Origin of the sequence: Brevibacterium ihuae, from assembly GCF_900184225.1 — a bacterium.
GTDB lineage: Bacteria > Actinomycetota > Actinomycetes > Actinomycetales > Brevibacteriaceae > Brevibacterium > Brevibacterium ihuae.
In genome coordinates this window covers 1,019,839-1,034,286 of the sequence record NZ_FXWZ01000002.1, presented here as the reverse complement: position 1 = coordinate 1,034,286, position 14,448 = coordinate 1,019,839, and the positions used below count along the sequence as shown (strand labels likewise).

The window sequence follows — 14,448 nt, the reverse complement described above, 5'->3', positions numbered from 1 at the left end:
TCGGCGCCTGGTCCTTCGGGGACCGGCACCTCGGGATCCCTATCGCTCAGAGGCGCTGCCCGTAGGGCAGCGTCCCGATCCGGGAGCGGAAGTCCCGGGTCGTGCGCGCGGCCTGCTCCGTCCGACGGGCGAACTCGTACCGGGTGTGCCCGATGATCGCGGCGATGAACTCCTCCGGGTGCGTCCCCGGGGGAGGCGCGGGGGCGATGTAGGGATTGACCTCCTCGGCGAGCTCGATCGCCCGCTCGAGCCGGGACTCCGGGCTCCGCTGGTCGGCGGTGACGAGGAACTGGACCATCCGGTAGTGGAGGCCGGCGGGGAACGCGGAGACGTCGGCCCGGGAGATCCAGGGGACCAGGCGGGCCGGGACGCGGATCTGCGCGGTCGCGGGGATCCCGGCGCGCTCGTTGACCGCGAGGGTGCCGGCGAGGTAGTCGCCCAGCCGCCTGCTCTGGGGTGAGAGCAGGCCGACGAGCGCGGCGACCCCGCCGCCGGTCGCGATGACCTCGAACTGCCACAGCAGCGCGCGGATGAAGGCGTGGCGGAAGGTGATGGCGCCGCCGTCCTCGCGCACGATCCGCAGCCCGCAGATGAGCCTGCCGAGGGAGCGGCCGCGGGTGAGCGTCTCGACGGTGCACGGGATGAGGACGAAGGTGAGAACGGTGAGCAGCAGGCCGAGGGTCCGGCCGAGGAGCGAATCGATGAGCTCGGTCCGCGTGAGGACCCAGCCCGCGGCGAACAGGATCCCGGAGTACCCGATGCCGTAGACGACGACGTCGACGGCGCAGGAGACCGCGCGCGCGGCCAGCGAGGCGGCGCGTACGTCGAGGGCGACCGCCTCACCGGTGACGAGTGTGCTCACGGGACCTATCGTGGCACAGCGGAGGTCGATTAGGCTGGGAGGCATGGATCCGGCTCTCCTCGCCGAGCTCCGCGGACCGGCGTGGGCCCGGCTGTCGACGCTCGCCTCGCGCAACACGCTCACCGCGGCGGAGGCGGAGGAGTTCCTCCTCCTCTACCGGTCGGCGTCGAAGGACCTGTCGCGGATCCAGACCGTGGCCCCGGACTCCGAGGTGTCGATCCGGCTGTCGAACATCATCCACCGCTCCCGCATGCAGCTCACCGGCGTGCCGCTCGGGCTGCGCGGGTCGCTCGTGCAGTTCTGGGTCGTGTCCCTGCCGGCGGCGCTGTATTCGCTGCGCTGGATGTTCCTCGGGGTGTTCGTGTTCTTCGTCGGCCTGAGCGTCCTCACCACGGTGTGGGCGCTGTACACGCCCGGCGCGCTCGAGTCGTTCGGGACGGAGGAGATGCGTCGGCAGCTCGCCGAGGAGGACTTCGTCGACTACTACTTCGAGCATCCGAGCGGCTTCTTCACCGTCGGGGTGTGGGCGAACAACGCATGGATCGCCGTCCAGTGGGTGGCACTCGGGATCCTCGGGTTCCCCGTGATCCTCGGGCTCATCGTCAACGCGGTCAACGTCGGGCTGTCGGGGGCCGTGATGTTCGAGTTCGGCCACGGCGCCGAGTTCTTCCGCTACATCCTGCCCCACGGCATCCCCGAGATCACCTGCATCCTCATCGCCGCTGCGGCCGGGCTGAAGATCTTCGTCTCCTGGGTGGTGCCGGGGCCGCTGCCCCGGCGCGCCGCCCTCGCCCGCGCCGCCCGCTCGCTCATCACCGTGGCCCTCGGCCTCGTCGTGCTCCTCTTCCTCTCCGGCATCATCGAGGGCTTCGTCACCCCGTCGGCGCTGCCCGATGTCGTCCGGATCGGCATCGGGGCAGCGCTCACCGTGGGGATCGTCGTCTACGCGATCGTGCTCGGCAGGCCGGCGCTGCTCGCCGGGGACACCGGGGACCTCTCCGAGGACCGCGCGGGATACCAGGTCGTCGCCGTCGACTGAGGCGGACGGCCGAGTCGGTCGAGATCGCAATAATCTGCGGATCGGTTCCCAGGAACCTTCGGAAATTGCGATGTCTAGAGGCGACCGGCGGCCTTGAGGGCGATGTAGAGATCGGCGAGCGCGGGGGCGAGGTTCTCCGGGTCCTCGTGCACCGACCGGATGCCCATCTCGCCGAGCGCGTGGATGATCGACCGGATCTCGAGGAGCTCGCGCTCGGCCGCGGCGGCGCGGTAGGCCTGCGCCGGGGTGTGGACGCGCGCGGCCATCGCGGTGAGCTCGGGGTCGGCCACCGAGGCGATCGCGAGCGAGTTGCGGGCGCGGAGCACCGGCAGCGCCGGGAGCAGGTCCTCGGCGATCGTCGTCGGGTCGAGCGCGGTGACGAGCACCACGAGCGCGTGCTGCGAGGACACCCGCATGACCGCCGAGGTGATCGCGGACCAGTCGGCGTCGAGGAGCTCGGGCTCGACCTCGGTGAGGTCGTTCGCCAGCCGGCCGAGCGGATCGCGGCCGGTGATCGGGCCGATCGTCGCGCGCACCCGGGCGTCGGCGACAATGAGGTCGACCCGGTCCCCGCCGCCGGCGGCGAGCGCGGCGAGCAGCTGCCCGGCCTCGAGCGCGGCATCGAACACCGTGCCGGTCCCGCAGCGCCGGGCCGCAAGACGGGAGGAGTCGAGGACGATGACGACCCGCCGGTCGCGCTCCGGCCGCCACGTGCGCACCATGAGCTCCCGGGCGCGCGCGGTGGCCCGCCAGTCGATCGAGCGGACGTCGTCGCCGCGGACGTACTCGCGCAGCGAGTCGAACTCCGTGCCGAGGCCGCGGACCATGACCGCCGTGCGGCCGTCGAGCTCGCGCAGCCGGGCGAGCTTCGAGGGCAGGTGCTTGCGCGACAGGAAGGGCGGCATCACCCGGATCCGGGCGGGCACCTCGAAGCTCGCCTGGCGCCCCATGATCCCGAGCAGCGACAGCGAGCGGAGGGTGAGGCGGTCGGCGTGGAGGACGCCGCGGCGCGCGGGCACGAGGACGAGCTCCCGCTCGTGCGTCTCGCCGCCGCGCAGCCGGACGCGGAAGCGCACGTCGACGGCGCCGGCGCTCGGGCTCCACGCATCGCGCACGACGAGCCGGCGGGTGCGCCGCCCCTCGTTGACGAGGGTGAGGGTGCTCCGCGTCTCCTCGCCCAGCCGCACCCGGCGTCCCGGGGTGCGCTGGGCGGCGACCGCCCCGGGGCGCGGGGTGAGCGCCCAGTCGAGGAGGGAGACGAAGGCGACGGCGGCGAGCGCGAGCCCGGCGGTGCCCCAGCCGGGGACGAGCACGACCGGCACCCCGGCGAGCGCGACGAGGAGGACGAAGCGCCAGGTCGGGACCATCAGCGCGGGGCTCGGGTGGTGTCGATGATCGACGTGAGCACCTGGTCGACCCCGATGCCGTCCATCTGCGCCTCGGGCCGCAGCAGCACGCGGTGGCGGAAGGTCATCGGGATGAGGGACTTGACGTCGTCGGGGGTGACGTAGCCGCGCCCCGACAGCCACGCCCGGGCCTGGGCCGCGGCGAGCAGGCGGGTGCCGCCGCGCGGCGAGATGCCGAGAGCGAGCGAGGGCGCCATGCGGGTGGCCTGCACGATGTCGACGACGTATTCGAGCACCTCGGGGGCGACGTGGACGTCCCCGGTGCGCTCGGCCGCCTCGAGCAGGGTCGGCACGTCGGCGACCGCCCGCACCCCGGCCTCGGCGAGATCGTGCGCATCGAAGCCCTCGGCATGGCGGCGAAGGATCTCGAGCTCGGTGCCGCGGCCCGGGAGGTCGAGGACGAGCTTGAACAGGAACCGGTCGAGCTGCGCTTCGGGCAGGGGATAGGTGCCCTCGTACTCGATGGGGTTCTGGGTGGCGGCGACGAGGAAGGGGCTCGGCAGGCGCCGGGTCGTCCCGTCGACGGACACCTGGCGCTCCTCCATCGCCTCGAGCAGCGCCGACTGCGTCTTGGGCGGGGTGCGGTTGATCTCGTCGGCGATGAGGAGGTGGGTGAACACCGGGCCGGCGCGGAACTCGAAGTCGCCGGAGCGGGTGTCGTAGATCATCGATCCGGTGACGTCGCCGGGCATGAGGTCCGGCGTGAACTGGACCCGCGTCGAATCCACCTCGAGCGCCTGCGCGAGGGTCCGCACGAGGAGCGTCTTCGCCACCCCGGGCACGCCCTCGAGGAGGACGTGGCCCTGGCACAGCAGGGCGAGGAGGATCCCCTCGACGGCCGGCTCCTGGCCGACCACGGCCTTGCCGACCTCGGACCGCACGGCGTCGAGCCGCGCGCGCAGCGCATGGTCGCGCTCGCCGAGCCGGTGCTGCTCGGCGAGCCGCGCCTCGAGCGTCGGGGGCGCGTAGGAGGCGTGTCCGTCCCGCCCGCACCCGGCGGCTCCGCTCCGCCCGGGGCGGGCTGCCCGCCGCCGGGCGGAGCGGAGCCGCCGGGTGCGGGCGGTCCGGGTTCCGTCCACGCGGGTCCGGGCTGTCCGGGAGGGGGCCGGAAACGGCCGTCCGGCTGTCCGGGCGGCTGCGGGGGGATGTGGCTCATCGGAGTGAGACCTCGCTCTCCAGAGTGGCGATTGCGGTGGCGATGGACGTGAGTTCGGAATCGGTGCGCGCGACGTCCGCAGCGAGGATCCGGTGCACCTCGACCGGGTCGCGGCCGGTGTGCTCGGAGATCGCGTCGCAGATGTCGGCGGTGCGCGCGTGCCGGGGCAGGGACAGCCGCGCGGCCATCCGCAGGAGGGCGGCGGTGCGCAGGCCGGCGAGAGCGGAGTCCCGGGCTCCGGAGCGCTGGAGGATGCCGGCCCGGCCGATGACGGTCTCGACCGGCGGCACGACGACCGGCAGCCGCTCGACGGCGAGCGGGCCGAGCCGGCGTCCCCGCCACAGCATGGCGGCGAGGACGAGCGGGATGAGCCAGAGGAACGCCGCCCAGAATGCCGGGGGGACGGTGCCGAAGAGCGGCCCGAGCACCGGTTCGTCCCCGGTGTCGAAGGCCGGATCGGACATGTCGGGGTAGTAGTAGACGAGGGTGTCGCGCTCACCGAGCGCCCCGAGCGCGAGCGCGGCGTTGCCGCCGAGGTCGAGGCCGTCGTTGGCGAGCCACGCGCGGCTGCCGAGCACGGTGGCCGTCGCCGGGCCGAGGTCCTCGCGCGTGACCGCCCCGTATCCCACCTGATCCCACGGATGGTGGTAGCACGCGGTGACCGTCGAGGAGGCCCCGGTCGCGGCATAGCGCTCGAGGGTGCCGGTCACCGTGCCCGCGCGCTGCGCGGTCTCCCAGTCGCAGTCCGGGGCCATCGGGTCGGGGGTCGCGGGCACCTCGAGGGTCTGGAACGCCTCCTGGACACCGGGGGACCAAGCGGGGGCGAGGGCGCCCGGCTCGACGACGACGAGCGGGTTGCCCGCCCCGATCGTCGTCCGGCGCAGCTCCGCGGCGTCGTCGGTGTCGAGCAGCGTGTCGGAGTCGAAGACGAGGAGCGCGGTGTCCGGCTGCGCGGCGAGCGTGCGGGCCTCGGCGAGGGTCTCGGTGGTGCGGACCTCGATCCCCTGGGAGCGGAGCACCTCGACGAGGGCGCGCCCGCCCTCGGGAGCGGCCGAGTCCCAGTGGAGCGGCCGGGTCTCCTCGTCCGCCGCCGAGGAGAGGAAGCCGATGATCGCGGCGAGCAGCAGGACGAGAGCCGCGACGATCCACACGGTCGCCGAGCGCGCGCCCCTCCGCGCGCGCTGCCAGCCGCTCGGTGCGCTCGCACGCGCAGTCCCGCGGACCGCGACGTCGAGCCCGGCGCTCATGACCGCACCCCGCTCAGCAGGCGCCGATCGAGGTCCGCGATCCGCCGGTGGTCGGCGGCGTCGGCGGCGGCGTCGCCGAAGGTCACCGCGTCGAAGGCGGCGCCCGCCCAGGTGAGGTCGGCGGCCTCGTCCGGGCGGGCACGGGCCGCGGAGGCGGTGAGCTCGGCGGTGGTGCTCGCGGTGGTGATCTCGACGAGCCCGGCGCGGTCGAGCTCGGCCATGACGGCGCGCACCCGCTCCTGGACCGCGCGGTTCCAGTCCTTCGCCGCCGCCGCCCGGTCCGCGCGGGCGCGGAGCTCTGCGGGGTCGATGCCGGCGACCTGGAGGTCGAGCGGGCGGTACGGATCGCTCAGGCTGCCGCCGGACCCGCGGCGCACCCGCCACACGATGAGGACCGCGAGCGCCGCGACGACGAGCACGACGACGACGAAGAGCCACGCGGACTCGAACTCGGCGACGGGGGCGACGAGATCGGAGAGGAACCGGGAGATCGCCTCGCCGAGGCGCTGGAGGAGGGTGAGATCGGCCTCCTGGTACTCCTGCCGCGACAGCTCCTCCTCGGCCCAGCGGCGGGCCTCGTCGCGCCCGGGGGTGAGCGCCGCCCGGAGCGCTCCCGGGGTCATGGGCCGCCCTCGGCGCGGCGGAGGAGCACGAGATCGTAGCCCTCGACGCGCATGAGCCGGTCGAAGTAGACGACCGACACGAGGCCTGCGAGGTAGGCGAAGAGTACGGCGGTGGCGGCGAGCGTGATGAAGGAGACGGCGATGGCGAGCCCGGCGAGAGCCGTGATGAGGAGCGCCGTCGTCGAGCCGCCGCTCGACACCCCGATGATGACGATGGCGATGAGGACGACGTAGGCGACGACGATGAGCGGGCTGATGATGATCGAGACGAGCTGGTTCGACAGGTACCAGCCGAGGAGGAGCTGGCCGAGCGTCCGCCAGAACCCGGACGCGGTGAGCCGCCACGAGCGCGCGAAGGCGCGGCGGACGGTGAGGCGCTCGTGGGCGATCGCGCACCCGACGAAGGCGGTGCGGAGAGCGAAGTAGACGGTGAAGGCGATCCAGCCGAGCAGCCCGAAGCCGGTGAGCACGAGCGCGCCGGTGGCGGATCCGAGCCCGGCGACGAGGAGCGCGGGGAGGAGGAGCACGACGAGCGCGCCGAGATGGGCCGCGGCGAGGAGCGCGGTGGTGAGGACGAGCCGCCACCGTACCCCGGCGAGCGCCCGCCATCCCTCGCGCAGCGTCATCCGGCGGGAGTCGAACGCGGCGCGGGTGCCGACCGTCGTCGCCCCGGCGAGGAGGTGGACGAGCGAGAGCGAGGAGATCGAGAGTGCGACGGCGCCGAACTGGGCGAGGATCGAGAAGCCCGCCGAGGCGTCGGGATCGCTGAACACCGCAGTGAGGAAGCCGGAGCCCGCCCACGCGATGCCGGAGATCGCCGCGGTGATGGCGAGCGTCCACAGGGTGAAGACGATGGCGGAGAGTCCGACGGTGAGCGCCGGGGCGAAGCGGATGAGGCGGAAGCCGCCGTCGAGCCCCTCGAAGAAGCGCAGCGGTCGGCGCGAGAGCACCCCCGGGGTCGGCGGGGCCTGCCACTGCGGGCGGGGGCGCACGGCCGGAGCGGGGACGCGGGCCCCGGTCCGCCAGTCCGTGCGCACGGTCCAGGCGGCGCCGTGCGCATCGACCATCGCCGCCACCTCCGTGTCCTCCGTCCGGACGCGGTGTCGACGCGGCCGGGCTCGTCCGCCATTGTTCCAAAGGCCCGTCCGGATACCAACAGGAGCGCGCGGGCGCGCCGGGGCGCCCGCCACCGGCCTGTCGGATTCCCCCGATCCCGATCGATGGGCGAGAATGGATCCATGAATGCTCGGATTCTGGTTGTGGACGATGACACCGCGCTCGCGGAGATGATCGGCATTGTGCTCAAGAGCGAGGGCTTCGAGCCGCATTTCTGCGCCACCGGTGACGGGGCTCTCGACGCCTACCGCGCGGTCGACCCGGACCTCGTCCTCCTCGATCTCATGCTCCCCGGCAAGGACGGCCTCGAGGTGTGCCGCGAGATCCGGGAGGAGTCCGGGGTCCCGATCATCATGCTCACCGCGAAGTCCGACACCGTCGACGTCGTGCTCGGACTCGAGTCCGGGGCCGACGACTACGTCCCCAAGCCCTTCAAGCCCAAGGAGCTCATCGCCCGCGTCCGCGCCCGGCTGCGGATGGCCGAGCCGAGCGCGCCGGAGATCCTCTCCGTCGGCGACGTCAGCATCGACGTCGCCGGACACACGGTGACGAAGGCGGGGGAGCCGGTCTCGCTCACCCCGCTCGAGTTCGACCTCCTCGTCGCGCTCGCCCGCAAGCCCTGGCAGGTGTTCTCCCGCGAGACTCTCCTCGAGGAGGTCTGGGGCTACCGCCACGCGGCCGACACCCGGCTCGTCAACGTCCATGTGCAGCGCCTGCGGTCGAAGATCGAGAAGGACCCGGAGACCCCCGACATCGTCGTCACCGTGCGCGGCGTCGGCTACAAGGCCGGTCAGGCGACGTGAGCCGCACCCCGGCGCTCGCCGGGATCCTCGAGACGGTCGTCCGGCTGCTCGGCGAAGCCGGCAGCTGGGTGGTCTCGGCTTTCACCCGCTCGCTCCAGTTCCGCATCGTCGTCCTCACCATCGCGCTCACCATCGTCGCCGTGCTCGGGGTGGGCGCGTACATGTCCCAGCAGATCTCGCGCGGGCTCTTCGAGTCCAAGCTCTCTTCGGTGTCGGTGCAGACCGCCGGCTACGCCGCCGAGCTCCAGTCGCTGTCGGCCGGCGAGGACGACGAGGCGCTGTCGGAGACGCTCAACTCCCAGCTCCGATCCATGCTGTCGCGCTCGCCGACGCCGCTGCGGTCCGTCGCGCTCGAGCCGCAGGAGCGCTCGACCGCGGTTCCGCCGCTGCTCACGCTCGTCAGCGGCGAGGAGTCGATCCCGGTGTCGGACCTGCCCGACGCCTTCCTCGCCGCGGTCGACCGCGCCGAGCCCGGCGAGCAGCTCTACCAGTCGGTGACCCTGCCGGGGGAGGAGGCCTCGCCCGGCCTCGTCATCGCGCAGCCGGTGACGATCCCGGCCGCCGGCCAGTTCGAGCTGTTCGTCATCGCCGACCTCCAGGAGGAGCAGAACACCCTCGACTTCGTGCTCCGCGCCCTCATCGTCGCCGCGATCGTCCTCTCCGTGCTCATCGGCGCGATCGCCTGGATCGTCACCCGTCTCGTCGTCGTCCCGGTGCGCACCGGCTCCGACGTCGCCCGGCAGCTCGCGCAGGGCGACCTCGACCAGCGGATGCCGGTCCATGGCCAGGACGAGATCGCGACCCTCGCGGAGAGCTTCAACTCGATGGCCGATACCCTGCAGGACCAGATCACGCGGATGGAGCAGCTCACCGTGCTGCAGCGCCAGTTCGTCTCCGACGTCTCGCACGAGCTGCGGACGCCGCTGACGACGATCCACATCGCCTCCGACATGATCTACGAGTCGCGCGACGAGTTCGACGAGTCGACGGCCCGCTCCGCCGAGCTCCTCAACTCGCAGGTCGAGCGCTTCGAGCTGCTGCTCGGCGACCTCCTCGAGATCTCCCGCTACGACGCGGGTGCCGCGAACCTCGTGACGAAGCCCACCGACATCGGCGAGATCGTCACCGGGGTGCTCGACACGCTCTCCGTCGTCGCCTCCCAGGCCGGCACCGAGCTCCTCCTCCATGCCCCGTCCTCACCCGTCATGGCCGAGGTCGACCGGGTCCGCATCACCCGCATCGTGCGCAATCTCGTCGTCAACGCGATCGAGCACGGCGAGGGCCGGAGGATCGACATCCACCTCGCCGCCAACGCCGAGGCGGTCGCGGTGAGCGTGCGCGATCACGGCATCGGGATGAGCGAGGAGAACGTCGAGCACGTGTTCGACCGGTTCTGGCGCGCCGACCCCTCGCGCCGCCGCACGCTCGGCGGCTCCGGGCTGGGCCTGGCGATCTCCCTCGAGGACGCCCACCTTCACTCCGGGTGGCTGCAGGCCTGGGGGCGCGAGGGCGAGGGTGCATGCTTCCGGCTCACCCTGCCGCGCCGCGAGGGCCAGGAGATCCCGTCCTCGCCGCTGCCGCTGCCGCCGGCGGACGCTGTGCCCCGCGGCGCGGCGCTCGTCGCCGGACCGAGCAGCTCGGACGGCTCCGTCCGGATCCAGACGGGCAGCATCCCCATCGTCGTCGACACCGCGGAGGCCGAGCATGGGACCGAATAGGCTCATCGCGATCCTCGCCGCGCTCGCCCTCGTGCTCAGCGGCTGCGTGTCGATCCCGCGCGACGGCGGGATCGGCCGGATCACCGTCGGCGACGGCGAGTCCGGCGTCCAGTCGCGGATCGATCCCGACGGCCCGGTGCCCGGCGCCGGACCCGACGAGATCGTGCGCGGCTTCCTCGCGGCCGGCGCCGGCTACAGCAACAACTTCGAGGTCGCCCGCTCCTTCCTCACCGAGAGCTTCGCCGCGGACTGGGACCCCCGGTCCGTCGTGCGCATCATGCCGTCGGGCACCGGTCTCGAGGAGCTCACGAGCGAGATCACCGCCGACTCGCAGACGGTGTCCTTCGATCTCCCGCTCCAGGCGAGCCTCGACGACCGGCGGGTGTACCGCGAATCGGTCGAGGACACCGTCGTGGAGATGGAGTTCGCGCTCCGGCAGGTCAACGGCGAATGGCGGATCGCCCAGGCGCCCCCGGGCCTCGTGGTCTCCTCCTCGAACTTCAGCACCCTGTTCCAGGCGTACCCGGTGTACTTCTACACCCCGGACTTCGCCTATCTCGTGCCCGACACCCGGTGGTTCATCCGCTCCCCGGCGACCTCCACGGAGGCGCTGACGGAGATGCTGCGCGGACCTGCCGACCACCTGGCGGGGGCGACCGTGTCCGCGGTCCCGGAGGGCACTCGACTCGACCCCCAGGTCGTCGCGGTCTCCGAGGGGCTCGCCGAGGTCGGGCTCTCCGAGACCGCCGACGGGCTCGACGCGGTCGGCCAGGCCCGGCTCGTCCACCAGATCGGGCAGACCCTGCGCGAGATCACCTCGCTCACCGAGGTCGAGGTCGACGTCCCCTCCGGTCTGCTCGACCCGGAGTCCGAGGACGCCGCACCGACGGTCGTCCCCATCGACGCCCGGCCGATCGCGGTCTCCGACGACCGGCTCGTCCGCGTCGTCGGCTCCGGGGTGGAGTCCATCGAAGGCAGCCCCGAGCTCTCCGCGGAGGACGCCGCGCCGGCGATCGCGCTCGACGAGTCGATGTACGCCTATCGCAGCGAGGACCGCACGGCTCTCCACCGGGTCCTCGCCGATTCGATGGCCGATGCGGTGGTGCTCACCGGGGACGAGCTCGTGGGGCCGAGCTTCGACCGGTTCGGCTGGACATGGACCGCAGAGGCGGACTCCGACGGCACCCTCCAGGCGGTCGACCGCGCCGGCGAGCTCGCCGCGCTCGACACCCCGTTCCTCACCGATCGCCGCGTCGAGGCCGTCCACGTGTCGCGCAACGGCGCCCAGCTCGGGGTGCTGTCGAGCGATACCGAGGGGCGCAGCCGGATCGAGGTCATCGGCATCACCCGCGACGGGAGCGGTCGTCCCACCGGCACGGTGCAGTCCGCCCCGCTCGTCGTCGGCGCCGGCTTCGACTCGATCGCGGACTTCTCGTGGTCGGGTCCGCAGACCCTCGTCATGCTCGCCTCCCCGGCGACCGGCGCGCCGGAGACCCCGTACAGCTCCCCGGTCGGAGGGCCGTACAGCCTGCTCGGTGCGATCGACCGGGGAGTGGCGATCACCTCCGGCGGCGACGGCGGCTCGATCCGCGTCTCCACCGCGGACGGCGAGCTCTACACGTACAGCGCCGGGAGCTGGCAGAACCTCGTCGACGTCCGCGTCTCCGACCCGGCGTACCCGGGCTGACCTCCCGGGCGGAACCCGCGGCAGGTCACAGCCGGGGGTGCGGCCTTGCCGGCGGCGGGAGTGCGGTCGAGCATGGCACCATGCGCCGCGTCCTCGCCGAGCTCCTCGACCTCGTCGTCCCTCCGGTGTGCGCCGGGTGCGGGGCGGAGACCGTGACCCTGTGCGGCGACTGCCTGGGTGCGCTCGCCGTTCCGGTGCGCATGACCTCGCCGCGGTACGGAGTGCTCCCGGTCGTCGGCGCGGGCGAGTACTCCGGAGTGCTCCGCAGCTGCCTGCTCGCCTACAAGGAGCACGACCGGCGCGATCTCGTCGGAGTGCTCGGGCTGCTCCTCGCCCGCGCGGTCCTCGCGGTGCTCGAGCACCCGCCGGGAGCCGGACGGGGAGCGACCGGGCCGGCCGGCGCCGCCGTCCTCGTGCCGGTGCCCGCGACCCGGCGGGCGGTGCGCCGGCGCGGTGCCGACCACGTCGCGGTGCTCGGCGCGGCGGCGGCCGCAGTGCTCCGCGCGGAGGGTCTCGACGTCCGCTGCCGGTCCCTGCTCGAGGTCGGGGCGCACCGCGATCAGGTGGGGTTCGGCTCGCGCGCCCGGCGACGCAACGTGCGCGGCACCCACCGGGTGGCCGGTCCGGGCCGGCGTGCCCGGGAGGTCATCGGGCGGACCCCGGTGATCGTGCTCGACGACATCTGCACGACCGGCGCGACGACGGCGGAGTCCGTGCGCGCTCTCGCTGCGTCCCGGATCCCGGCACACGGCGTCGCGGTGGTCGGAATCGCTCCCGGCGGACCTCGCAACGGCCCTGGTGATGGTATTTAATGGAAGCAGCCGTCGAACCGTGACGGCAGCGGAGCGATCCGTTTCCCGAGGTGTAAAGGAACGCACAATGGACATCGTCGTCAAGGGTCGTCATCTGACAATCTCCGACAGTTTCCGCGCACATGTCGAGGACAAGGTCGCCAAAGTCGAGCAGCTCGCCCCGCGGGCGCTCGCCGTCGAGGTCCAGATCACCAGCGAACCGAACGCGCGCCAGCCGGAGACCGCGGAGACCGTCGAGATCACCGTGATCGCGAAGGGCCCAGTGCTCCGCGCCGAAGCGAGCGCTTCGGACAAGTACGCCGCGCTCGACCTCGCCTGGGCCAAGGTGCTCGAGCGCCTGCGCCGCGCCCGCGACCGGCAGAAGATCTCCCACCGCGGCAAGCACCGCCCGGAGTCGACCGCCGAGGCGATGGCGCGCATGGAGTACGTCCCGCCGCAGGAGGAGGAGACCGCCGCGCAGTCGGAGGAGCCGCAGGCCGCGGACCGGACGAACGGGCGGATCAAGTCCGAGGGCGATTCCCCGGTGGTGCTCCGCGAGAAGAACTTCCCGGCCACCCCGATCGGCATCGAGGAGGCGCTCAACCGGATGGAGATGGTCGGCCACGACTTCTACCTCTACATCGACGAGGAGAACCGGAAGCCGTCCGTCGTCTACCGCCGCAAGGGCTGGAGCTACGGTGTGATCTCGCTCGATCCGGAGCTCGCCGAATAAGGTGGCGCGCTCGCTGAGCAGGGAGGCGGCCAGGCGCTGTGCGCTGGCCGCCTCCGGCTTTGCCCGGCCCCGGCCGGAGCGGGTCACCCGGCGCCATCTGCGGACGGTGTTCGACACCCTGGGGCTCGTCCAGATCGACTCCGTGGCCCGCGTCGCCCGCAGCCACTACCTGCCGTTCTACTCCCGTCTGGGCCCGTACCCCACCGCGGCCCTCGACTCCCTGCTCCGCGCGCCGGATCCGATGGGTGTCGAGTACTGGATGCACGAGGCCGCCTACGTCCCGCCGTCGAGCCTCGCGCACGCCGCGGGCCGGCGGGCCGACTGGTTCCGCCGCGACTACGGACAGCGCGATCCGGTGACCGGTCCGGCCTTCGTCCGCCTCCTCGGCGACCTCGAGGCTGCCCTCGCCGACGGCCCCGGCACGGCCCGGGACCTCGGCGCCCGCGTCGAGCACGACATCCCCGAGCGCGCCCGGGACCACTGGGGCTGGAACCCGAGCCGGGTCAAGGCCGGGCTCGAGGCGCTGCTCCGGGCCGGGCGGGTCTCCGTGGCCGCGCGCACCCCGTCCTTCGAGCGGGTCTATGCGCTGCCGGGCGATGTCCATCCCGGCCTCCCCGTGCCCGACCTGCGCTTCGGTCCCGACGACGACCCCGAGCTCGGTCTGCGCCCGGGTGCCGGCCGGCTCCCCCGCGGGGTCGGGGGTGCCGCCGACGACGCGGAGGCTCTCGTGCGGATCGCCGCCCGGGCGATCGGCATCGGCACGGTGCACTGCCTCGCCGACTACTTCCGCCAGCCGATCGCCCCCGTCCGCGCTGCGGTCAAGACGCTCGTCCGGACCGGGGAGCTCGTCGAGGTCGACGTCGAGGGGACGCGCGCCTACCGCTGGCACGCCGCTCGCACACCCCGGCGGATCGCGGCCCGCGCGCTGCTCGCCCCGTTCGACCCGCTCGTCTTCACCCGGGACCGGCTGCGCTGGCTGTTCGACTTCGACTACCGGATCGAGATCTACACCCCCGCACCGGACCGGGTCCACGGCTACTACGTCATGCCGTTCCTCCTCGGCGAGGACATGGTCGGCCGCGTCGACCTCGCCGCGGACCGGAGGGCCGATGCGCTCGTCGCCCACCGTGTCCACTGGGAGGGCGAGGCGCATCCCGAGGCGCTCGCCGCCGAGCTCGCCGAGCTGGGCCGCTGGCTGCGCCTCGGCTCGGTCGTCGTGCGATGACGGGCCTGCCGGGGTTCGGCGCTAAACTGGGCCACTGACGCA

The 14,448-nt window shown here is 73.1% G+C and carries 13 protein-coding genes; 7 read left to right on the top strand and 6 right to left on the bottom strand.

The genetic code is table 11. The features are described 5' to 3' along the window. Positions 1–46 precede the first annotated feature (46 nt). Positions 47–862, bottom strand: coding sequence for an RDD family protein (locus tag C1A17_RS04815; protein WP_245873437.1), 816 nt, complete (start codon positions 860–862; stop codon positions 47–49). Between the two features lie 43 nt (positions 863–905). On the opposite strand from C1A17_RS04815, the gene C1A17_RS04810 reads away from it, so the two are divergent. Further along, entirely contained in the window at positions 906–1,901 is a 996-nt protein-coding gene (locus C1A17_RS04810; protein ID WP_101651223.1) for a stage II sporulation protein M, read from the top strand. 74 nt (positions 1,902–1,975) lie between these two features. Here the strand turns inward: C1A17_RS04810 and C1A17_RS04805 are convergent, their stop codons facing one another. The 5 genes from C1A17_RS04805 to C1A17_RS04785 form a co-directional block, all read right to left on the bottom strand. After that, positions 1,976–3,268, bottom strand: a complete 1,293-nt coding sequence (locus tag C1A17_RS04805) for a DUF58 domain-containing protein (protein ID WP_101651221.1) — start codon at positions 3,266–3,268, stop codon at positions 1,976–1,978. Then, on the bottom strand, positions 3,268–4,386 hold the full coding sequence (locus C1A17_RS04800; RefSeq protein ID WP_101651219.1) for an AAA family ATPase: 1,119 nt from the start codon (positions 4,384–4,386) through the stop codon (positions 3,268–3,270). Before C1A17_RS04800 ends, C1A17_RS04805 begins: the two co-directional genes overlap by 1 nt. Positions 4,387–4,459: 73 nt before the next feature. Further along, positions 4,460–5,710, bottom strand: coding sequence for a DUF4350 domain-containing protein (locus C1A17_RS04795; protein ID WP_101651217.1), 1,251 nt, complete (start codon positions 5,708–5,710; stop codon positions 4,460–4,462). After that, positions 5,707–6,333, bottom strand: coding sequence for a DUF4129 domain-containing protein (locus tag C1A17_RS04790; RefSeq protein ID WP_101651215.1), 627 nt, complete (start codon positions 6,331–6,333; stop codon positions 5,707–5,709). The genes C1A17_RS04795 and C1A17_RS04790 overlap by 4 nt, the downstream gene beginning before the upstream one ends. Continuing rightward, on the bottom strand, positions 6,330–7,400 hold the full coding sequence (locus C1A17_RS04785) for a hypothetical protein (protein ID WP_146000580.1): 1,071 nt from the start codon (positions 7,398–7,400) through the stop codon (positions 6,330–6,332). Before C1A17_RS04785 ends, C1A17_RS04790 begins: the two co-directional genes overlap by 4 nt. Positions 7,401–7,571: 171 nt before the next feature. Between C1A17_RS04785 and mtrA the strand changes: the two genes are divergently transcribed. From mtrA to C1A17_RS04755, 6 genes are all read left to right on the top strand, one after another. Next, positions 7,572–8,252, top strand: a complete 681-nt coding sequence (gene mtrA / locus C1A17_RS04780) for an MtrAB system response regulator MtrA (RefSeq protein ID WP_101651211.1) — start codon at positions 7,572–7,574, stop codon at positions 8,250–8,252. After that, the gene (mtrB, locus tag C1A17_RS04775; RefSeq protein WP_342750295.1) at positions 8,249–9,970 is read left to right on the top strand and encodes an MtrAB system histidine kinase MtrB; all 1,722 of its coding nucleotides are present in this window, start codon (positions 8,249–8,251) and stop codon (positions 9,968–9,970) included. Before mtrA ends, mtrB begins: the two co-directional genes overlap by 4 nt. Next, on the top strand, positions 9,957–11,657 hold the full coding sequence (locus tag C1A17_RS04770) for an LpqB family beta-propeller domain-containing protein (RefSeq protein WP_101651209.1): 1,701 nt from the start codon (positions 9,957–9,959) through the stop codon (positions 11,655–11,657). Before mtrB ends, C1A17_RS04770 begins: the two co-directional genes overlap by 14 nt. A gap of 80 nt (positions 11,658–11,737) precedes the next feature. Next, positions 11,738–12,469, top strand: coding sequence for a ComF family protein (locus tag C1A17_RS04765; protein ID WP_101651207.1), 732 nt, complete (start codon positions 11,738–11,740; stop codon positions 12,467–12,469). A 67-nt stretch (positions 12,470–12,536) separates the two neighbouring features. Next, entirely contained in the window at positions 12,537–13,181 is a 645-nt protein-coding gene (gene hpf, locus C1A17_RS04760; RefSeq protein ID WP_101651204.1) for a ribosome hibernation-promoting factor, HPF/YfiA family, read from the top strand. 1 nt (position 13,182) lies between these two features. Continuing rightward, on the top strand, positions 13,183–14,406 hold the full coding sequence (locus C1A17_RS04755) for a winged helix-turn-helix domain-containing protein (RefSeq protein WP_245873435.1): 1,224 nt from the start codon (positions 13,183–13,185) through the stop codon (positions 14,404–14,406). Positions 14,407–14,448: the final 42 nt, after the last annotated feature.